A 16,757-nucleotide genomic window follows, 5' to 3' on the forward strand; every position below is an offset into this window, starting at 1 on the left:
TTGCGGGACGGGGCGCGGGCGGCCGGGAGACGAAAAAGGCGGGGTGTTGCTGCGTGGAGAGTCTAGCCTGGATGAACCGCGTTTCATAAATCGCGCGAGGCGGCTCTCCAGGATGAAAAAACGGCGAATGTCCGCGCCGTGAAGCAGAACATTCGCCGTGTGCGGCGCTCAGTCGATCAAAGGATCAGAAGCGGTGACGCATACCGAGCATGACCATGGTCTGGCGGTCGCTGGTCGAATCGTTGCCGAAGTCGGCCATCGAAGCGTTGGCCTGCACGAGGTCGCCGTTCACGCCGATCGTGTTGCCCGAAGCCTTCTGGTAGCCCGCGATCGCGTAGATGTCGGTGCGCTTGGACAGGAAGTAGTCGCCGCCCAGGCTGACCTGGTTATAGCTCGCGTCCACGTTGTTGCCGTGGCCCTTCGTGTAGTTGTAGCCCACACCCACGATCGCAGCCGGCGTGATCTGGTAGTTCAGGTACGCCTGGCCGTTGTTGAACTTCGTGTCGCTGTTGCTACCCGAGAAGCTCTGGTAGTTCGCGTACTCGACATTGCTGTACGAGAGGCCGACCGTGACCGGGCCGAACACGTAGTTGCCCGCCGCGCGGATGATCTGCAGCGAGTTGGCGTTCACGAAACCGCCCGTGATCGCAGCCGAGTCGACGTTGACGTTGTTCGGGTCGAGGCCGTCGAACGAAGCCACCGTGCCGTTGTCGCTGTTGGCGCGGAAGTAGCCTGCGCCGAGGCCGAGCGGGCCGTGGTTGTACGCGGCGGCGACGGCGATCGTCTGGCCGGCGCCCGTGCTGCCTGCCTGGCCGCCGAAGGCGTACATCGCACCGATCTGCAGGCCCGCGTAGTTCGGGCTCATGTACTTGATCGAGTTGCTGGTGCGGTAGCTGTTGTCGTAGTTGTCCATGTCGCCCGGCGTGGCGAACACGGAGCCGAACGTGTCGTCGTTCGTGAGCGGCTGGATCAGGTCGATCAGCGGATCGTACTGGCGGCCCAGCGTGACCGTGCCGGCCGTGTTCGAGTTCAGGCCCACATACGCCTGACGACCGAAGATGCGGCCGCCCTGGCCCATCGTGCCGTTATCGATGTTAAAGCCGCTTTCGATCTTGAAGATCGCCGAAAGGCCGTTGCCCAGATCTTCGGTGCCCTTCAGGCCCCAGAGGTTCGGCGAAACGTTGCCCGACGAGAGGCCCCAGGTGTGGCCCGAGCCGTTCTTGCCCGCGACGTTGCTGAAGTAGGCGACAGCCGTATCGAGCGAGCCGTAGAGCGTGACGCTGCTTTGTGCATGGGCTGCGGATGCTGCGAGAGACGCCAGCGCAGCGGCGGCGAGAGCAATTTTTTTCATTGACGGATCTTTATAGTGAGGTTGCAGTTGTCAGTGAGAGCTTTCATGAAATTGCGGCCCGCCACGTGGGCGAGCCGAATTCAGGGGCGATTATGCTTACGGCTGTCCCCGGACGATTTCGAAAAACGGAAAGATAGACTTTCAGAAAACGATGCACCGTCCAGGTCCCGGCTGGAGGGGCCTGCAAGCGATCCGTCGTGCAGGCCGTTGTTTTTTTGCCGCCCCTGTCACGTTGCGGCGACGCCTTTTTAGAACAGCGTGCGCATGCCGGCCGCCGCGATGTAGTTCGTCGACTGGTAGCCATTGAACGCCGCGCCGTTGAACTTCGAGAACATATAACCGGCATAAACGTCGGTGCGCTTGCTCAGGTGGTAGTCGGCAAGAACCGAGTACTGCAGCTGGTTGCCGCCCGCGACACCCGTCGATTGCATCGTCTGCGTATCGTAGAAGCCGAGCGCCACGTCGAATACCGGCGTGATCTTGTAGTCGCCGCCGAAGAAGTACAGGTTGTTCTTCGAGGTGTAGACCGCGTTGGCCAGGCTGCCGGTGTAGCCGTAGTAGTTCACCGTCGTGCCCGCGCCCACCGGGTCGGTCGGGGCCTTCAGTTCGTAATGCTCATAGCCGCCCTTCACCGTGAACGGGCCGTACGCGTACTTCGCGGCGATCATGAAGTCTTCGTCGTCGTCGAGCGTGAGCGTGCCCGCGTTCGTGCCGATACCCGCGCCGCCCACCGCGTTCGCCCCCGTGAGCGCGCCCGAGTGAACGGCGTCGCGCGCTTCGTACCAGGTGGCCTGGAGGCCGAAGCCGTTGGCCTCGTAGCCGAGGTTCGCGCCGAAGGTCGAGCCGTCGCCGAACTTGCCGGCCACGCCGCCGAAGCTGTACGAAATGCCGAAGTTCACGGGGCCGACGTGGTTCGTGTACTTGACGTTGTTGTCCGTGCGCGAGCCTTCGGTGATGCCGCCCGCCGAATACGAGCCCGAAAAGCCGAGCGGCGAGAACAGCTGGGCCGCGAGCATGGGATCGTAGTTGACGATGGTGTCGAAGCCGAGCGTGGTGCTGCGGCCAAACGAGAGCGCGCCGTACGCATCCTGCTTGAGGCCGACATACGCGCCGCGGTTGAACAACTGCCCGTTGAGCGCCGAGGCGGCGCCCACCGTATTGTTCGAGCCCGCAATCGAGCCCGCTGCGTTGTTGAGGTTGCCCGAGGGCACGTTGATGCCGGATTCGAGATCGAAGAACGCGCTCATGCCGCCGCCCAGATTCTCGTTGCCGCGAATGCCCCAGCGCGAATCCGAAATGCCGCCGTTGAACATGCCCCACACAGGACGCTGGAATTTCGTGCTGACCTTGCTGACCGGGTTGACCGTGGCCGGGAAATAGGGGCTTCCGTTGGCGCTGTGTTCGACCACGCCGACCGCCACGTCCAGAATGCCGTACAGCGTGACGCTGTTGCCGTCGTCGGCATGGGCGATACCCGCGATCGGACCGAGAGCCAGAGCGGCGATTAAATATTTTTTCATGAGACTGGTGCTCCTCCTTCAGAGTGTGGTGTAGTGGTAATTAATAAGGATTATTGATTAATTGGACCGGTGCACGAATTGCCCGAATGGTGTGCTTCGTTCATCCGTGCCGTAGGCAAACCGTCGGCGACGTGAAATATAGCCGCGGGTTCGAGCGGTGCGCTGCACAAATTGACTGGAATTCTGTTTTTCAGAATTTGCGTTGTGTGTCATCGACAACGACATCAAGCCGATACGGGCTTCTGCAATTGCTGATAGCGGCGGCGCATGAAACCGGGCCGGCCAGTCGATGAACGGATCAATGAGCGCGGCGAGAAGGGCTTTGGATCGGCGTGCGGGGGATCGGGAGCGGCTGGAGGGTAGAGGCGGGTGGTGGGACAAACCCCAGTAACGATACGATTGTAACGACAGTTGTCACAATCGTTTCATCGGTATAGGATGGTTGCGAATAAACCAGCACGGTTTGATGTGCATTGCACAAATTCGCCTTCCCGCCTATGTCAGAAGCTTCAACCAACCCGCTCGTCGTGCTGCGCAGTCCGGCGCACGCTGCTCACCCGGCGCGCAACGCCGGCGTGCCGTTCGACGCCGCATGGATCGACGCCTTGCGCGTCAACCATTCCGCCGTGGAGCGGCGCACCGCCACGCTCGGCACGCGCCGTGCGGTCAAGAAGGACGCGCAGGCCGCGTGGCTCCTGAAGGCCATCACCTGTATCGACCTCACCACGCTCAACGGCGACGACACCGAAGGCCGTGTGCGGCGCTTGTGCATGAAGGCCCGCCACCCCGTGCGCGCCGACCTGCTCGCAGCCCTCGGCATGGCGCCCGGTGCCCACGCCCCGGCGATCACCACGGGCGCCGTCTGCGTCTACCACCGTTTCGTGGCGGCTGCCGTGGATGCGCTCGCGGGCAGCGGCATTCCCGTCGCCGCGGTTTCCACGGGCTTTCCGGCCGGCCTCAACCCGCATGAGCTGAAGCTGCGCGAGATCGAGGCATCGGTGGCGGACGGCGCGAAGGAGATCGACATCGTGGTCACGCGCGAGTACGTGCTCACCGGCAACTGGCGCGCGCTCTACGACGAAGTGCGCGACTTCCGCGCGGCCTGCGGCGAAGCCCACCTGAAGGCGATTCTTGCCACGGGCGACATTCGCGTGCTGTCGAACGTCGCGAAGGCTTCGATGGTCTGCATGATGGCCGGCGCCGATTTCATCAAGACCTCCACCGGCAAGGAGGGCACCAACGCCACGCTCGACGTTTCGCTGGTGATGGTGCGCATGATCCGCGACTACCGCGAACGCACGGGCGCGCTGGTGGGCTTCAAGCCTGCCGGCGGCGTGTCGAACGCGAAGACGGCGCTTGCCTACCAGATCCTCATGAAGGAAGAGCTCGGGCGCCCGTGGCTCGAACCGGATCTGTTCCGCTTCGGCGCGTCGAGCCTGCTTGCCGATATCGAGCGCCAGCTCGAACACCACGTGAGCGGACGCTACTCCGCCTTCAATCGCCACCCCGTAGCCTGAGCAGACAACACCGATGAGCGTAGCCGAGTATTTTCGATCGATGGATTACGGTCCCGCCCCCGAGGACGATCAGCCCGTGCGCGCCTGGCTGGCGCAGCACGACGGCGCGTTCGGGCACTTCATGGACGGCGCGTGGCGCGAGCCCGCAGCCGGCGAGCGCTTCGAGGTGCGCGCGCCCGCAACCGGCGAGCCGCTTGCCTTCGTGGCGCAGGGCGATGCCGCCGACGTGGCGGCGGCCGTGGCCGCGGCACGTGCGGCGCAGCCCGAATGGCAGGCGCTGGGCGGCGCGGGCCGGGCGCGCCATCTCTATGCGCTCTCGCGCATGGTTCAGCGCCATAGCCGGCTCTTTGCGGTGCTCGAAGCGCTCGACAACGGCAAGCCGATCCGCGAGACGCGCGACATCGACGTGCCGCTCGTCGCGCGCCACTTCCTGCATCACGCCGGCTGGGCGCAACTGCAGGACACCGAATTGAGCGGCTGGTCGCCGCTGGGCGTGATCGGCCAGATCGTGCCGTGGAATTTCCCGCTGCTGATGCTCGCGTGGAAGGTGGCGCCGGCTATCGCGCTCGGTAATTGCGTGGTGCTCAAGCCCGCCGAATACACGCCGCTCACGGCGCTGCTCTTTGCCGAACTCGCACACCGCGCCGGGCTGCCCAAGGGCGTGCTCAACGTGGTGACGGGGGACGGCCGCACGGGCGCCGCGCTCGTCGAGCAGCCCGACGTGGACAAGATCGCCTTCACCGGCTCGACCGAAGTGGGCCGCCTGATTCGCACGGTCACAGCGGGATCGGGCAAGTCGCTCACGCTCGAACTGGGCGGCAAGTCGCCCTTCATCGTGTTCGACGACGCGGACCTGGACGGCGCCGTGGAAGGCGTGGTGGACGCGATCTGGTTCAACCAGGGGCAGGTATGCTGCGCCGGCTCGCGCCTGCTCGTGCAGGAGGGCGTGGAAGCGCGCTTTCTCGCCAAACTCAAGCGCAGAATGGCAACGCTGCGCGTGGGCCCGTCGCTCGACAAGGGCATCGACATGGGCGCCATTGTCGATCCGGTGCAGCTCGAGCGTATCGAATCGCTCGTCGAAGCGGGGCGGCGCGAAGGCTGCGACGTCTGGCAGCCCGAAGGCGTCGCGCTGCCCTCGGCGGGCTGCTTCTATCCGCCCACGCTCGTGACCGGAGTCGGGCCGGCCTCCACGCTCGCGCAGGAGGAAATTTTCGGGCCGGTGCTCACCGCCATGAGTTTTCGCACGCCCGAGGAGGCCGTGGCGCTCGCCAACAATTCGCGCTACGGGCTCGCGGCAAGCGTGTGGAGCGAAACCATCGGCCGCGCGCTGGATATCGCACCGCGCCTTGCTTGCGGCGTGGTCTGGATCAACGCGACGAACCTCTTCGACGCGAGCGTCGGCTTCGGCGGCTATCGCGAATCGGGCTTCGGCCGCGAGGGCGGGCGCGAAGGCGCATTCGAATATCTGAAGCCCGCGGGCTGGAGCAAGCTGCCGCAGCGCGCAACGCGGGCCGTGCCGCAAGGCGGCCGCGAGAGCCTCGCCGCAGCCGAGCGCCTCGATCGCACGGCCAAGCTCTTTATCGGCGGCAAGCAGGTTCGGCCCGATAGCGGCTACTCGGTGGCCGTCCATGCGCCGAACGGCGAGTCGGTGGGCGAGGTGGGCGCCGGCAGCCGCAAGGACGTGCGCGACGCCGTGGCCGCCGCACGCGGCGCCGGCAAGTGGACGCAGATGAGCACGCACGCCCGTGCCCAGGTGCTCTACTACCTCGCGGAAAACCTCAGCGCGCGCAGCGAGGAGTTTGCGCACCAGCTTACGCGCCGCTCAGGTTACGACGTGCGCTCGGCCGCGCGCGAAGTGGAAGCCTCCATCGAGCGGCTTTTCTACTACGCGGCCTGGGCCGACAAGTTCGACGGCGCCGTGCACACGCCCCCGCTGCGCGGCGTGGCGCTGGCGATGCACGAAGCGCTCGGCGTGGTGGGCATCGCCTGCCCCGACGAGGCGCCGCTGCTCGCATTCGTTTCGCTGATCGCACCGGCGCTTGCGATGGGCAATCGCGTGGTCGTGCTCGCAAGCGAAGCCTCGCCGCTCACGGCGACCGACTTTTATCAGGTAGTCGAAACATCGGATGTGCCGGCGGGCACGCTCAACATCCTCACGGGCGAACGCGCGGCACTGCTGCCGGCGCTCGCGAAGCACGACGACGTGGATGCTCTCTGGTGCTTCGGGCCCGCGGCCGATTCGACGCTCGTGGAGCGCGAGTCGGTGGGCAACCTGAAGCGGACCTTCGTGGATTACGGCCGGCAGATTGACTGGCACGACCGCACGAGCGCAGGATTGCCATTTCTGCGGCAGGCCGTGCAGGTGAAAAACATCTGGATACCGTACGGCGACTGAGCGGCTTCGAGAAGAAGAGCCGCCGCGCCAAGAGCGCATTTGCATGGGATCGCACCGGGGCGGAAGGCCCCGGCGCGGTCAACTGGAGACAACATGCTGAAAAATCTGGACCCGCTTCTGAACGCCGACGTGCTCCACGCCCTGCGGGCGATGGGCCACGGCGACGAACTCGTCGTTTGCGACGCGAATTTCCCCGCCGACTCCGTCGCGCGTGCCACGGTGCTCGGCAAGCTGCTGCGCATCGACGGCGCCGATGCGCCGCGCGCCGTGCGCGCCATCCTCTCGGTGCTGCCGCTCGACACCTTCGTCGAAGCGCCCGCCATGCGCATGGAGGTGGTCGGCGAGCCCGCCACGATACCGGCCGTGCAGCGCGAGGCCCAGGCCGAAGTGAATGCCGCCGAAGGCCGCGCCGTGCCGTTCGCCCCCATCGAGCGCCACGCGTTCTATGCCCGCGCGCGCAAGGCCTATTGCGTGATCGCTTCCGGCGAGGCGCGCGGCTACGGCTGCTTCATCTTCACCAAAGGCGTGCTGCTCGCGCCCGACGCGCCGGCCGCGAAGGAGCCGGGCCAATGAGCGGGCGCGTCGTCATCCTCGGCATTTATGTGACCGACCTCGCCTTTCGCGCGAGCCGCATGCCGCTGATCGGCGAAACGATCGCCGGCTCGGCGTTTGCGATGGGACCGGGCGGCAAGGGCTCCAATCAGGCGGTCGCGGCGGCGCGCGCAGGGGCGCAGGTGGTGTTCTGCACCCGCGTGGGCAACGACGCCTTCGGCGAGATCGCGCGCGCCACCTGGGCGGCGGAAGGCATCACGGCACGCACGCAGGCCGTGGATGGCCTCGCCACCGGCGCGGCGCACATCTTCGTTGACGATACCACCGGCATGAACGCGATCATCGTTGCCTCGGGCGCGGCCGGCACGATGGCGAGCGCCGACGCGGATGCCATCGAAGCCGATATTGCCGCCTCGCAGGTGTTCGTCACCCAGCTCGAGCAGCCGCTCGAAGCGGCGCGGCGCGGTCTGGAACTCGCGCGCCGCCACGGCGTGAAGACGGTGTTCAATCCCGCGCCTGCGATGCCGCTGCCCGACGACATCTATCCGCTTTGCGACTATGTGACGCCGAACGAAACCGAAGCCACTGCGCTGACCGGCGTGGAAATCCGCAACGCCGACGACGCGCGCCGTGCCGCCGACGTACTGCTCGCCAGGGGCGCGGGCGCCGTGATCGTGACGCTCGGCGAAGCCGGCGCGCTCCTGCATACGCGCGAGACTTCGGTTCTGCTGCCGGCATTCCAGTGCGGCGCCGTGGTGGAAACGGCCGGGGCCGGCGACGGCTTCACGGGCGGCTTCGCGGCGGCGCTCGCGCGCGGCGACGACGCACTCACGGCCATGCGCTTCGGCTGCGCGCTGGCCGGCATTTCCGTCACGCGGGCGGGCACGGCGCCTTCCATGCCCACGCGCGAGGAAGTCGAAGCGGTGCTCGCGCGCACACCGGCGCCGGCACACTGACGCGAGCCATGGTCACAGCAAAGGACGACGCATCATGAAGGGTTCTGTACTCGCACGATGGTTTGGCGACCGGCAACTGAACTTCCTGCTGGCCGTGAACCTGCTTGTCGTGCTGGTGGCGATCTGGCTTTCGCATGGCCTCTTCGTCGGCATCGACAATCTGCAGTCGATGGGCTCGCAACTGCCCGAAGTCGCGCTGCTCGCGCTCGGCATCATGCTCTCGATGCTCTCCGGCAACGGCGGCATCGACCTCTCGGGCGTGGGGCTCGCGAATCTCTCGGGCATGATCGCGGCGCTCGTGGTGCCGAAGTTCGTGAACGGCGACGATTCGCCGGTGCTTTACACCACGCTGTTCTGCGCGATCGTGATGGGCATGGGGTTGCTCGGCGGCCTCTTCAACGGCATCGTGATTGCGCGGCTGCGGCTCACGCCCATTCTCTGCACGCTCGGCACGCAGTTGCTGTTCACGGGCTTTGCCGTGGCGCTTTCGAATGGCGCTTCGGTGCACGTGGATTACGTCGAGCCGCTGGCCGATATCAGCAACGGCACGTTCTTCCAGGTGCCCATTTCGTTCATCCTCTTCGTCGCTGTGGTGCTGCTGCTGGGCTGGCTGCTGCGGCGCACGCCGTTCGGCCTGCGCCTCTATCTGATGGGCACCAATCAGCGCGCCGCGTTCTATGCGGGCATTCCGCGCGCGCGCATGCTGATCGCCACCTATGCGATGTGCGGCGTGCTCGCATCGCTCGCGGGGCTCGTGAGCGTGTCGCACACGCTGTCGGCCAAGTGGGATTACGGCAACTCGTACCTGCTGATCGCCATTCTCATTGCGGTGATGGGCGGCGTGAATCCGGCGGGCGGCTACGGACGCATCATCTGCGTGTTTTTCGCGGCCACGGTGCTGCAATTCTTGTCGAGCCTCTTCAACCTGATGGGCGTGTCGCAGTTCTTCGGCGACTGCGCCTGGGGCTTCCTGCTTCTGCTCTCGCTCGCCTTCGCGGGCGGCGAGCGGGTGCGTTCGATCTTCGGTCTTGCGGCGGCGCAGCCCGCCGGCAGTCCGCGCCCGCCCGGCTGAGCGGGGCGGCGACAGTCAGCCGGTGGGCCTCGAGCCTCGGAGGTCCGCCGCCTTTATTTTCGGGGCGACAGCGAACAACAAAGGAGACATGCGAAATGAAGTTCAAACGACTCAGCGTAGCGCTCACTGCCTGCGCACTCGCAGCCGGCCTCGCCGTGGCGGCGCACGCGGCGGACAACGTCACCATCGTCACCGTGGTGAAGGTGACCGGCATCAGCTGGTTCAACCGCATGGAGGAAGGCGTCAAGGAATTCGGCAAGGACAACCCCGGCGTGACCGTCTATCAGACCGGCCCGGGCCGCGCAGACGCCGCGCAGCAACTGAAGATCATCGACGACCTGATCGCGAAGAAGGTGAATGCGATTGCCGTCGTGCCTTATGACCCGCCCACGCTGGAGCCGGCGCTGAAGAAGGCGATGGACCGCGGCATCAAGGTGGTCACGCACGAGGCCGACAACGAGAAGAACACGATGGTCGACGTCGAGGCGTTCGACAACAGCGCCTATGGCGCGGCGCTCAACGACCGTCTGGCCGGTTGCATGCACAACGAAGGCAAGTGGGCGACGCTGGTGGGTTCGCTCGGCAGCCGCTCGCAGGTGCAGTGGGCCGACGGCGGCATCGACAACGCGAAGGCGAAGTATCCGAAGATGCAGCTGGTCGAGACCAACCTCGAAACCAACAACGACGCCGAGCACGCCTATGAAGTCGCCAAGGAAGTGCTGCGCAAGCATCCGGACCTCAAGGGCTTCCAGGGCTCTTCGTCGCTCGACGTGATCGGCATTGGCCGCGCCATCGAGGAAGCGGGCCTGCAGGGCAAGATCTGCGTCTATGGCACGGGCCTGCCGACGGAAGCGGGCAAGTACCTCGAAGGCGGCGCGATCAACGGTATCGCGTTCTGGGATCCGAAGCTCGCGGGCATTGCGATGAACAAGATCGCGCTCATGCTGATCCAGGGCAAGACCGTGGAGAACGGCGCGAATCTCGGCTTGCCGGGCTACGAAAAGGTCACGGTCACGAAGGGCCCGGGCAAGGGCATTATCGTGCGCGGCCAGGGTTGGGTGAGCGTCGACAAGTCGAACTACAAGCAGTACAACTTCTGATCGGAGAGGGCGGGGCGCGCGCGGCAGGCGTCGCGCGCGCCCCGCAGTCACCTCACAGTAGCAAGTCAGGATAGTGAGTCGGGATATGGCTTCGGAACCGCTATTGCAGGTGCTTGGCGTGCACAAGCGCTTTACCGGCGTGCACGCGCTGCGCGGCGTCACGCTTACGTTCGAGCGCGGGCAGATTTATCACCTGCTCGGCGAAAACGGCTGCGGCAAGAGCACGCTCATCAAGATCATCTCCGGTGCGCAGCCGCCGGACGAAGGCGAACTCGTGATCGACGGCGTGCGTCACATGCGGCTCTCGCCGCTCGAATCGCTCGCCGCCGGCATCGAGACCGTGTATCAGGATCTTTCGCTGCTGCCGAACATGAGCGTGGCCGAAAACGTGGGTCTCACCACGGAGCTGGCGGAGCACGGCGGGCGCCTCGCGCGCACGTTCGACCGCCAGGAACTCGCGCGCACCGCGGCACGCGCGCTGGGCGCCGTGGGCTTGCCGGGCGACGCGGATTTTCAGGCCACGCTGATCGAGCAGCTGCCGCTCGCCACGCGCCAGCTCGTGGCCATTGCGCGCGCGATTGCGAGCGAGGCGAAGTTCGTCATCATGGACGAGCCCACCACGTCGCTCACGCAAAAGGAAGTCACGAACCTGATCGCGGTGCTCGGGCAACTGCGCGCGCACGGCGTGACGGTGCTGTTCGTGAGCCACAAGCTCGACGAGTGCTACGCGATTGGCGGCGAGTGATCGTGCTGCGCGATGGCCAGAAGGTCACGCAAGGACCGATTACCGATTACACCAAGGCGCAGTTGAGCGAACTGATGACGGGGCGCCAGTTGTCGGTGGAGCGTTATCGCGTGGACGCCCCTTCGGGCGAAGTGCTGCTCGACGTTCGCGGCCTCGGGCGGTCGGGGCAGTTCCGCGATGTGTCGTTCTCGCTGCGCCGCGGCGAGATACTCGGCATCACGGGCCTGCTCGACTCGGGCCGCAACGAACTCGCGCGGGCGCTGGCCGGCGTGGCGCCGGCGGATACCGGCAGCGTCGTGCTCGAAGGGCGGCCGGTCACGCTTGCCACGCCCGGCGACGCGAAGCGCGAGCGCATCGGCTACGTGCCCGAAGACCGCCTGAACGAAGGGCTCTTTCTCGACAAGTCGATACGCGACAACGTGATTACGGCGATGATCGCGAGCCTGCGCGACCGCTTCGGCCAGATCGACCGCTCGCGCGCCCGCGCGATGGCCGAAGACACGGTGAAGGAACTGCAGATCGCCACGCCGAACGTGGACAAGGCCGTGCAGTCGCTTTCGGGCGGCAACCAGCAGCGCGTGCTGATCGGCCGCTGGCTCGCCATCGACCCGCACGTGCTGATTCTCCACGGGCCGACGGTGGGCGTGGACGTGGGGTCGAAGGACATCATCTATCGCATCATGCAGAGTCTCTCGCAGCGCGGCATCGGCATTCTGCTCGTGAGCGACGACCTGCCCGAACTGCTGCAGAACTGCGACCGCGTACTGATGATGCGCAAGGGGCGCGTGGCGGAAGAACACCGTGCCGAAGGCTTGACCGAAGCCGAGCTCTACCGCGCGCTTCTTGCCGAAGCCGCCTGAAACCCGCGTTACCCTGCAGGAACCAGCATGAGCATGAATCAGACCATGAGTTCTTCCAATACCGCCGAAGTGGCACGCGAGGCCCCGCCGCTCAACTGGCGCGCGAAGCTCGCGCGCAATCCCGAGTGGTTCACTGCTGCGCTGATCGTCGTCACCTGCGTGATCGTCGCGTCGATCAACCCGCGCTTCCTGCAGTGGGCCACCTTGTTCGACCTGCTGCACTCGGCCACCACCACCTCGCTTTTCGCGCTCGGCACGCTTGTCGTGCTGGCCTCGGGCGGCATCGACGTGTCGTTCACGGCCATCGGCGCGCTCACCATGTACGCGATCACGAAAGCCGTGTTCGCGTGGTGGCCCGATGCGCCGTTCGCGCTGATCCTGCTTACGGGCGCGGTGGGCGGCATCCTGCTCGGCATGATCAACGGCTTTCTCGTGCACCGGCTGCAGGCGCCTTCGCTCATCGTGACGATCGGCACGCAGTACCTGTTTCGCGGCATCCTGCTGACCTTCGTGGGCACCACGTTCTTCATGAACATCCCGCACAGCATGGATCATTTCGGCCGCATTTCGCTCATGGCCTATCGCACCGCGGACGGCCTGGACGCCGTGCTGCCGATGTCCGTGCTCGCGCTCGTGGCGGGTGCCGTGCTGACCTGGTGGCTGCTGAATCGCACGATGATGGGGCGCGGCGTGTATGCCATGGGCGGCAGCGCCGCAATTGCGGAGCGGCTGGGCTTCAACCTGCGCGCCATCCGGCTTTTCGTGTTCGGCTATACCGGGTTTCTTGCGGGCGTGGCGGGCATCCTGCACGTGTCGATCAACCGGCTCGCCAATCCGTTCGACCTGGTGGGCTCCGAACTCGACGTGATCGCGGCCGTCATTCTGGGCGGCGCGCGCATCACGGGCGGCAGCGGTACCGTGGTCGGTACGCTGCTGGGCGTTGCGCTCGTCACGCTCATCAACAACGTGCTCATTCTCGTGGGCGTGCCGAGCACCTGGCAGAAGGTGATTATCGGTGCGTTCATTCTCGTGGCCGGTACGTTGTTCGCGCTGCGCCGCCGCGGCGGTTGAACATTCGGGTGTTTGCGCGGCCGGCGGGAAGTGCGCCGGCCGTTGGGCGCGAGCAAGGGCGTTGGAGAGGTCGCCTGGCGGCCGCCGGGTTCGGTTGGGGGTACTACTTGAGGCCGCTCGGGGCGACTGGTAGGCCGCTTACGCGCTGCGCTTGCGCGATTCGTCGCCCTTCTCGGTGATGATCGAATCGAACTCGTTCGTTTGCGAGAAGCGCCACGCCTTCACCACGCCGAACTTGCTCGCATCTACAACCAGGTGGCGCGCCACGGCGCTTGCCATGGCCGCCTGCTTGATCGCCACCTCGTGAAAATTCCAGCACGTCACGCCACGCGTGGCGTCGATGCCGCCCGCCGAAATGAAAGCCTTGTTGATGCCCATGCGCCGCAGCATCTCCAGACTTTCCTCGCCCGAGAACGAATCCGACGAAGGCACATAGACCCCGCCCAGCAGGATCATGCGCACGTTGGACATACGCCGCAGCACTTCCGCCACGTTCAGCGAATAGCACACGGCCGTGATCTGCAGATGCGAGGGGATGAGGCGCGCGAGCGCGGCCAGCGTCGTGCCGCAGTCGATAAAGATCGTGTCGTTTTCCGCAATGAGCCGTGCCGCATGGGCCGAAGCCTGCGCCTTCGCCTGGGCGAAGTGGTCCTTTTCGGACTCCAGCGAGTAGCCCACGGCGTTGGGCACATCCGACGCGCTGACGATATAGCCGCCGAGATAGGTGAAGCGCTCGGGATTGGCGCCGATATCGCGCCGCACGGTCATTTCGGAAACGCCCAGCAGCGTGGCCGCGTCCCGCAGGTGCATGACGTTGTGTTTGGCGAGCGCGTCGGCGAGCGCCTGCAGCCGGTCGGATTTGGCCATGTCGATGTGGAGCGCGGTGCCTCGCGGATGCGGCTTGCATGGCACGGCGGAAGTTAGATTTGTTTCGTACGCTTGAACGAATTATAACAAGCGTGCGAGCTTGCCGATAGTCGCGTGCCCCGGCGATTACGCGTGAATCGCGGCAAAACGTGGGGCAGGATCGCGCGGGGAGGGAACGGCGAGGGGCCAGGCGGGGATGGTGCGGCCCCTTGAAAAAGGGGCCACGGAGCTTATCGGGCGGTGGGTTCGAGCTTCGAGAGCAGCGCGGCGAACACCTCGCGCAACGCTGTCTTGCCGAAGCGCTGCTCGCTGCGGCCGCTTTCCACATCGATTTTGCCGGTGTTGTAGACGTCGTAAAGATCGGTGATGAGATGCGCGTGATTTTCGCCGAGCCCCGCGCGCATGAGCGTGGCCGTCCACGACTCGCGCGGCAACGCACGCGCGGCGATTGCCACGCCGCTGACTTCGCCAAGCGTGGCGGCGATGTCGCTCACGCTGATGCGCCGCGGACCTTCGATGCTGACTATTCGTATCGCTTCGGCGCTTGGGGTTTCGAGCAGCAGTGCCGCCGCCGCTTCGCCCACGTCCTGGGCCGCCACGGTGGGAATGCGGCGGCTGAGGGGGGCGTGGAAGCTCGGCAGCACACCGCTTGCCACGGCGACCGGCAGGATGCGCGCCCAGTTGTGCATGTGCTCGGCCGAACGAAGGAATATCACGTGTCGCGCGACTTCGGCGAGCCTTCGTTCGAGGTGGTGAAAGAGGCTGGTGATGCCGGTGTTCGTCGGCAGTTCGGCACCGTAGTCCGAGATGGCGAGCAGGATGGCAGGGGGATTGGCGCGCAGTGCGGCGGCGGCGACGTCGATCATCCGGCGCATCGTGACGCCGGGGTGCGCGTCGCCCACGGGCACGGGGCACAACATCTGCACGGCGTGGGCGCCCTCGATGGCCGCGGCGACCGAAGCGGGGTCGGTCAGGTCCGCGAGGGCGATTTCGCAGCCCAGTGCCGCGAGGTCGGCGCCCTGCTCGGCGCGGCGCACGACGGCGCGCACCGGCTGTCCGGCCTGGCGTAGTGCAGTGGCGCTCGCGTGCCCGGCGTTGCCTGCTGCTCCGAATATGACAAACATGAGTCGATCCTCGTGAGTGGAGTGGGCTTCATCATAGAAACGCGGAATCGGCAGGGCGCGCAGAAAAGGATGAAAATGCGCGGGAAAGGATGGGGCGTCTGGAGGGCTTTACCTGGACCGCTGGACCGTGGGCTCATTAGACTGGGCACCGGCAGCGCACGATCTGGCAAAGGAGCGGCAATGAACGCAGCGAGTGGGGATTCGAACCGGCAAGCCGGAGCGCGCACGAGCCTCCGGTCGAGCACACCGCTGGGCTGGCAAGGATTCGGCGCGGAACTGCTGGCGATTTCGGCGGGGCGGCATCGTATTCCCGCCGCGGATCATCACCGGATCGGCGTGCATATCGGCGCGCCGGTGCGTGCCAACTGCACGTGCGATGGCCGGCGCGTGGCACGCCTGCAGGCGCCGGGCGATGCCGACGTCGTGCCGGCGGGACTGGACGGCGAGTGGACCGACGACGCCGATTGCACGATCCTGCGCGTGTGGTTCGAAGACCCCTTCGTTCGCGCGGTTTCCGCGCGGCTGGAGAACCGGCAGGCGCGCGCGGGCATTACGCCGCGCTTGCAGGTGCGCGATCCCCGCCTGCAATATCTTGCCGCCACGCTCCAGGCCGAACTCGAAGCGGGCGAGGCGTCGGACCCGCTCTTCGCCGAAAGTATTGCCACGGCCATCGTGGTGCGATTGCTCGACGGCACGCCGCCTGCCGGCCGCCGGCGTGTGACGCTCGCGCCGCGGGCAGCCGCACGGGTGACCGATTACATCGAAGCCCGTCTCGACGAACGCCTCACGCTGGGCGAACTGGCCGCGCTCGTCGATTTGAGCGTGCCGCATTTCAAGGTGCTTTTTCGCGAAACGCTGGGCTTGCCCGTGCATCAGTACGTCGTGCGCCGCCGGGTGGAGCGTGCCCGGGATCTGCTGATCGAAGGGCGCCTGAGCATGAGCCAGATTGCGCTCGAAGCAGGGTTCGCGCATCAAAGCCATATGGCGCACTGGATGAACCGTGTGCTCGGCGTGGCGCCTCGCGATATCGTGAGGGATGCGAAATAGTTGGCATTCGCGGATTGCCGTTACGCTTCCATCCGCAGCAGGCTGTGTTGACTCCCGCCGGCGGCGCGATTCCCGCGCCCCACCCCGCCTGACTTCTCCCCTGCGGCTACGCCGCGATCCGTTCTCCCCGATCGAACGCGCCCACCTTAAACGTTTCTTCATTTTCCTGCGGATTTAACGCGAAACACGCCCCTCTATCCTTGCCTCACGAGTTGCAACGCGATTCGAACCGGCGCCGCGAGGCGGCCGGATGAACCCAGGCTCGGCCGGCTGGCCGCAAAGGAGAGGCACATGAAATCACTCTGGAATGGCGCGGGTATCGCGCTCTTGTTGTCGGTATCGGCGCTCGCTCATGCACAGGGCGTCGCCAATGCACCCATCAACGCGCAGACGAATGCGCAGGCCTACGCGGCGCAGCAGGCGCAGGTGAGCTCCACCGCGCAGGCAGACCCCGCCAATGGCTCGCTCACCCGTGCGCAGGTGTACCAGCAGCTCGTGCAGGCCGAGCGCGACGGTCAATTGCAGACCCTCAACCAGACCGTGTACGCCCATCACTGAGCGGCCACGTTTCGCATCCGTT

At 65.9% G+C, this 16,757-nt stretch carries 13 protein-coding genes and 1 pseudogene; 10 read left to right on the forward strand and 4 right to left on the reverse strand.

The features are described from left to right. Positions 1–184: 184 nt before the first annotated feature. Both BFE01S_RS28220 and BFE01S_RS28225 read right to left on the reverse strand, forming a co-directional pair. On the reverse strand, positions 185–1,351 hold the full coding sequence (locus tag BFE01S_RS28220) for a porin (protein WP_028228389.1): 1,167 nt from the start codon (positions 1,349–1,351) through the stop codon (positions 185–187). A gap of 248 nt (positions 1,352–1,599) precedes the next feature. Further along, on the reverse strand, positions 1,600–2,871 hold the full coding sequence (locus tag BFE01S_RS28225; protein ID WP_028228390.1) for a porin: 1,272 nt from the start codon (positions 2,869–2,871) through the stop codon (positions 1,600–1,602). 497 nt (positions 2,872–3,368) lie between these two features. Here BFE01S_RS28225 and deoC point away from each other — a divergent pair, with 497 nt between their 5' ends. From deoC to BFE01S_RS28265, 8 genes and pseudogenes are all read left to right on the forward strand, one after another. Further along, positions 3,369–4,388, forward strand: a complete 1,020-nt coding sequence (deoC, locus tag BFE01S_RS28230) for a deoxyribose-phosphate aldolase (protein WP_028228391.1) — start codon at positions 3,369–3,371, stop codon at positions 4,386–4,388. Between the two features lie 13 nt (positions 4,389–4,401). After that, on the forward strand, positions 4,402–6,783 hold the full coding sequence (locus BFE01S_RS28235; protein WP_028228392.1) for an aldehyde dehydrogenase family protein: 2,382 nt from the start codon (positions 4,402–4,404) through the stop codon (positions 6,781–6,783). A gap of 93 nt (positions 6,784–6,876) precedes the next feature. Continuing rightward, positions 6,877–7,356 (forward strand): RbsD/FucU family protein, encoded by a 480-nt coding sequence (locus BFE01S_RS28240; protein WP_028228393.1) that lies wholly within the window; start codon positions 6,877–6,879, stop codon positions 7,354–7,356. Further along, a complete protein-coding gene (rbsK, locus tag BFE01S_RS28245) occupies positions 7,353–8,291 on the forward strand; it encodes a ribokinase (RefSeq protein ID WP_028228394.1) in 939 nt (312 codons plus the stop codon). The genes BFE01S_RS28240 and rbsK overlap by 4 nt, the downstream gene beginning before the upstream one ends. Positions 8,292–8,325: 34 nt before the next feature. After that, positions 8,326–9,363 carry an ABC transporter permease gene (locus BFE01S_RS28250; RefSeq protein WP_028228395.1) on the forward strand — a complete coding sequence of 346 codons (1,038 nt, stop codon included), beginning with the start codon at positions 8,326–8,328 and terminating at the stop codon, positions 9,361–9,363. A 95-nt stretch (positions 9,364–9,458) separates the two neighbouring features. Continuing rightward, entirely contained in the window at positions 9,459–10,463 is a 1,005-nt protein-coding gene (locus BFE01S_RS28255; RefSeq protein ID WP_028228396.1) for an autoinducer 2 ABC transporter substrate-binding protein, read from the forward strand. 85 nt (positions 10,464–10,548) lie between these two features. Beyond that, positions 10,549–12,068 (forward strand): annotated as a pseudogene (locus BFE01S_RS40475) (sugar ABC transporter ATP-binding protein). A gap of 27 nt (positions 12,069–12,095) precedes the next feature. Beyond that, entirely contained in the window at positions 12,096–13,139 is a 1,044-nt protein-coding gene (locus BFE01S_RS28265) for an ABC transporter permease (protein ID WP_042338832.1), read from the forward strand. Between the two features lie 138 nt (positions 13,140–13,277). Here BFE01S_RS28265 and BFE01S_RS28270 read toward each other — a convergent pair whose 3' ends face one another. Then, a complete protein-coding gene (locus tag BFE01S_RS28270) occupies positions 13,278–14,006 on the reverse strand; it encodes a DeoR/GlpR family DNA-binding transcription regulator (RefSeq protein WP_028228398.1) in 729 nt (242 codons plus the stop codon). A 230-nt stretch (positions 14,007–14,236) separates the two neighbouring features. Further along, entirely contained in the window at positions 14,237–15,130 is an 894-nt protein-coding gene (locus BFE01S_RS28275) for an NmrA family NAD(P)-binding protein (protein WP_028228399.1), read from the reverse strand. A gap of 180 nt (positions 15,131–15,310) precedes the next feature. Between BFE01S_RS28275 and BFE01S_RS28280 the strand changes: the two genes are divergently transcribed. Next, positions 15,311–16,177 carry a helix-turn-helix domain-containing protein gene (locus tag BFE01S_RS28280; RefSeq protein ID WP_028228400.1) on the forward strand — a complete coding sequence of 289 codons (867 nt, stop codon included), beginning with the start codon at positions 15,311–15,313 and terminating at the stop codon, positions 16,175–16,177. A 291-nt stretch (positions 16,178–16,468) separates the two neighbouring features. Beyond that, positions 16,469–16,735: a hypothetical protein gene (locus BFE01S_RS46035; RefSeq protein ID WP_028228401.1), complete on the forward strand. Its 267-nt coding sequence runs from the start codon at positions 16,469–16,471 to the stop codon at positions 16,733–16,735. Positions 16,736–16,757: the final 22 nt, after the last annotated feature.

It is taken from the genome of Paraburkholderia ferrariae NBRC 106233, from assembly GCF_000685035.1.
GTDB lineage: Bacteria > Pseudomonadota > Gammaproteobacteria > Burkholderiales > Burkholderiaceae > Paraburkholderia > Paraburkholderia ferrariae.

What these genes read in the sequence shown, in the direction of transcription:
- BFE01S_RS28250 (WP_028228395.1), top strand. Translation starts at nt 8,326, where the DNA reads ATGAAGGGTTCTGTACTCGCACGATGGTTTGGCGACCGGCAACTGAAC.
- BFE01S_RS28255 (WP_028228396.1), top strand. Translation starts at nt 9,459, where the DNA reads ATGAAGTTCAAACGACTCAGCGTAGCGCTCACTGCCTGCGCACTCGCA.
- BFE01S_RS28280 (WP_028228400.1), top strand. Translation starts at nt 15,311, where the DNA reads ATGAACGCAGCGAGTGGGGATTCGAACCGGCAAGCCGGAGCGCGCACG.
- BFE01S_RS28275 (WP_028228399.1), bottom strand. Translation starts at nt 15,130, where the DNA reads ATGTTTGTCATATTCGGAGCAGCAGGCAACGCCGGGCACGCGAGCGCC.
- rbsK (WP_028228394.1), top strand. Translation starts at nt 7,353, where the DNA reads ATGAGCGGGCGCGTCGTCATCCTCGGCATTTATGTGACCGACCTCGCC.
- BFE01S_RS28270 (WP_028228398.1), bottom strand. Translation starts at nt 14,006, where the DNA reads ATGGCCAAATCCGACCGGCTGCAGGCGCTCGCCGACGCGCTCGCCAAA.
- BFE01S_RS28240 (WP_028228393.1), top strand. Translation starts at nt 6,877, where the DNA reads ATGCTGAAAAATCTGGACCCGCTTCTGAACGCCGACGTGCTCCACGCC.
- BFE01S_RS28220 (WP_028228389.1), bottom strand. Translation starts at nt 1,351, where the DNA reads ATGAAAAAAATTGCTCTCGCCGCCGCTGCGCTGGCGTCTCTCGCAGCA.
- BFE01S_RS28225 (WP_028228390.1), bottom strand. Translation starts at nt 2,871, where the DNA reads ATGAAAAAATATTTAATCGCCGCTCTGGCTCTCGGTCCGATCGCGGGT.
- BFE01S_RS28265 (WP_042338832.1), top strand. Translation starts at nt 12,096, where the DNA reads ATGAGCATGAATCAGACCATGAGTTCTTCCAATACCGCCGAAGTGGCA.
- deoC (WP_028228391.1), top strand. Translation starts at nt 3,369, where the DNA reads ATGTCAGAAGCTTCAACCAACCCGCTCGTCGTGCTGCGCAGTCCGGCG.
- BFE01S_RS46035 (WP_028228401.1), top strand. Translation starts at nt 16,469, where the DNA reads ATGAAATCACTCTGGAATGGCGCGGGTATCGCGCTCTTGTTGTCGGTA.
- BFE01S_RS28235 (WP_028228392.1), top strand. Translation starts at nt 4,402, where the DNA reads ATGAGCGTAGCCGAGTATTTTCGATCGATGGATTACGGTCCCGCCCCC.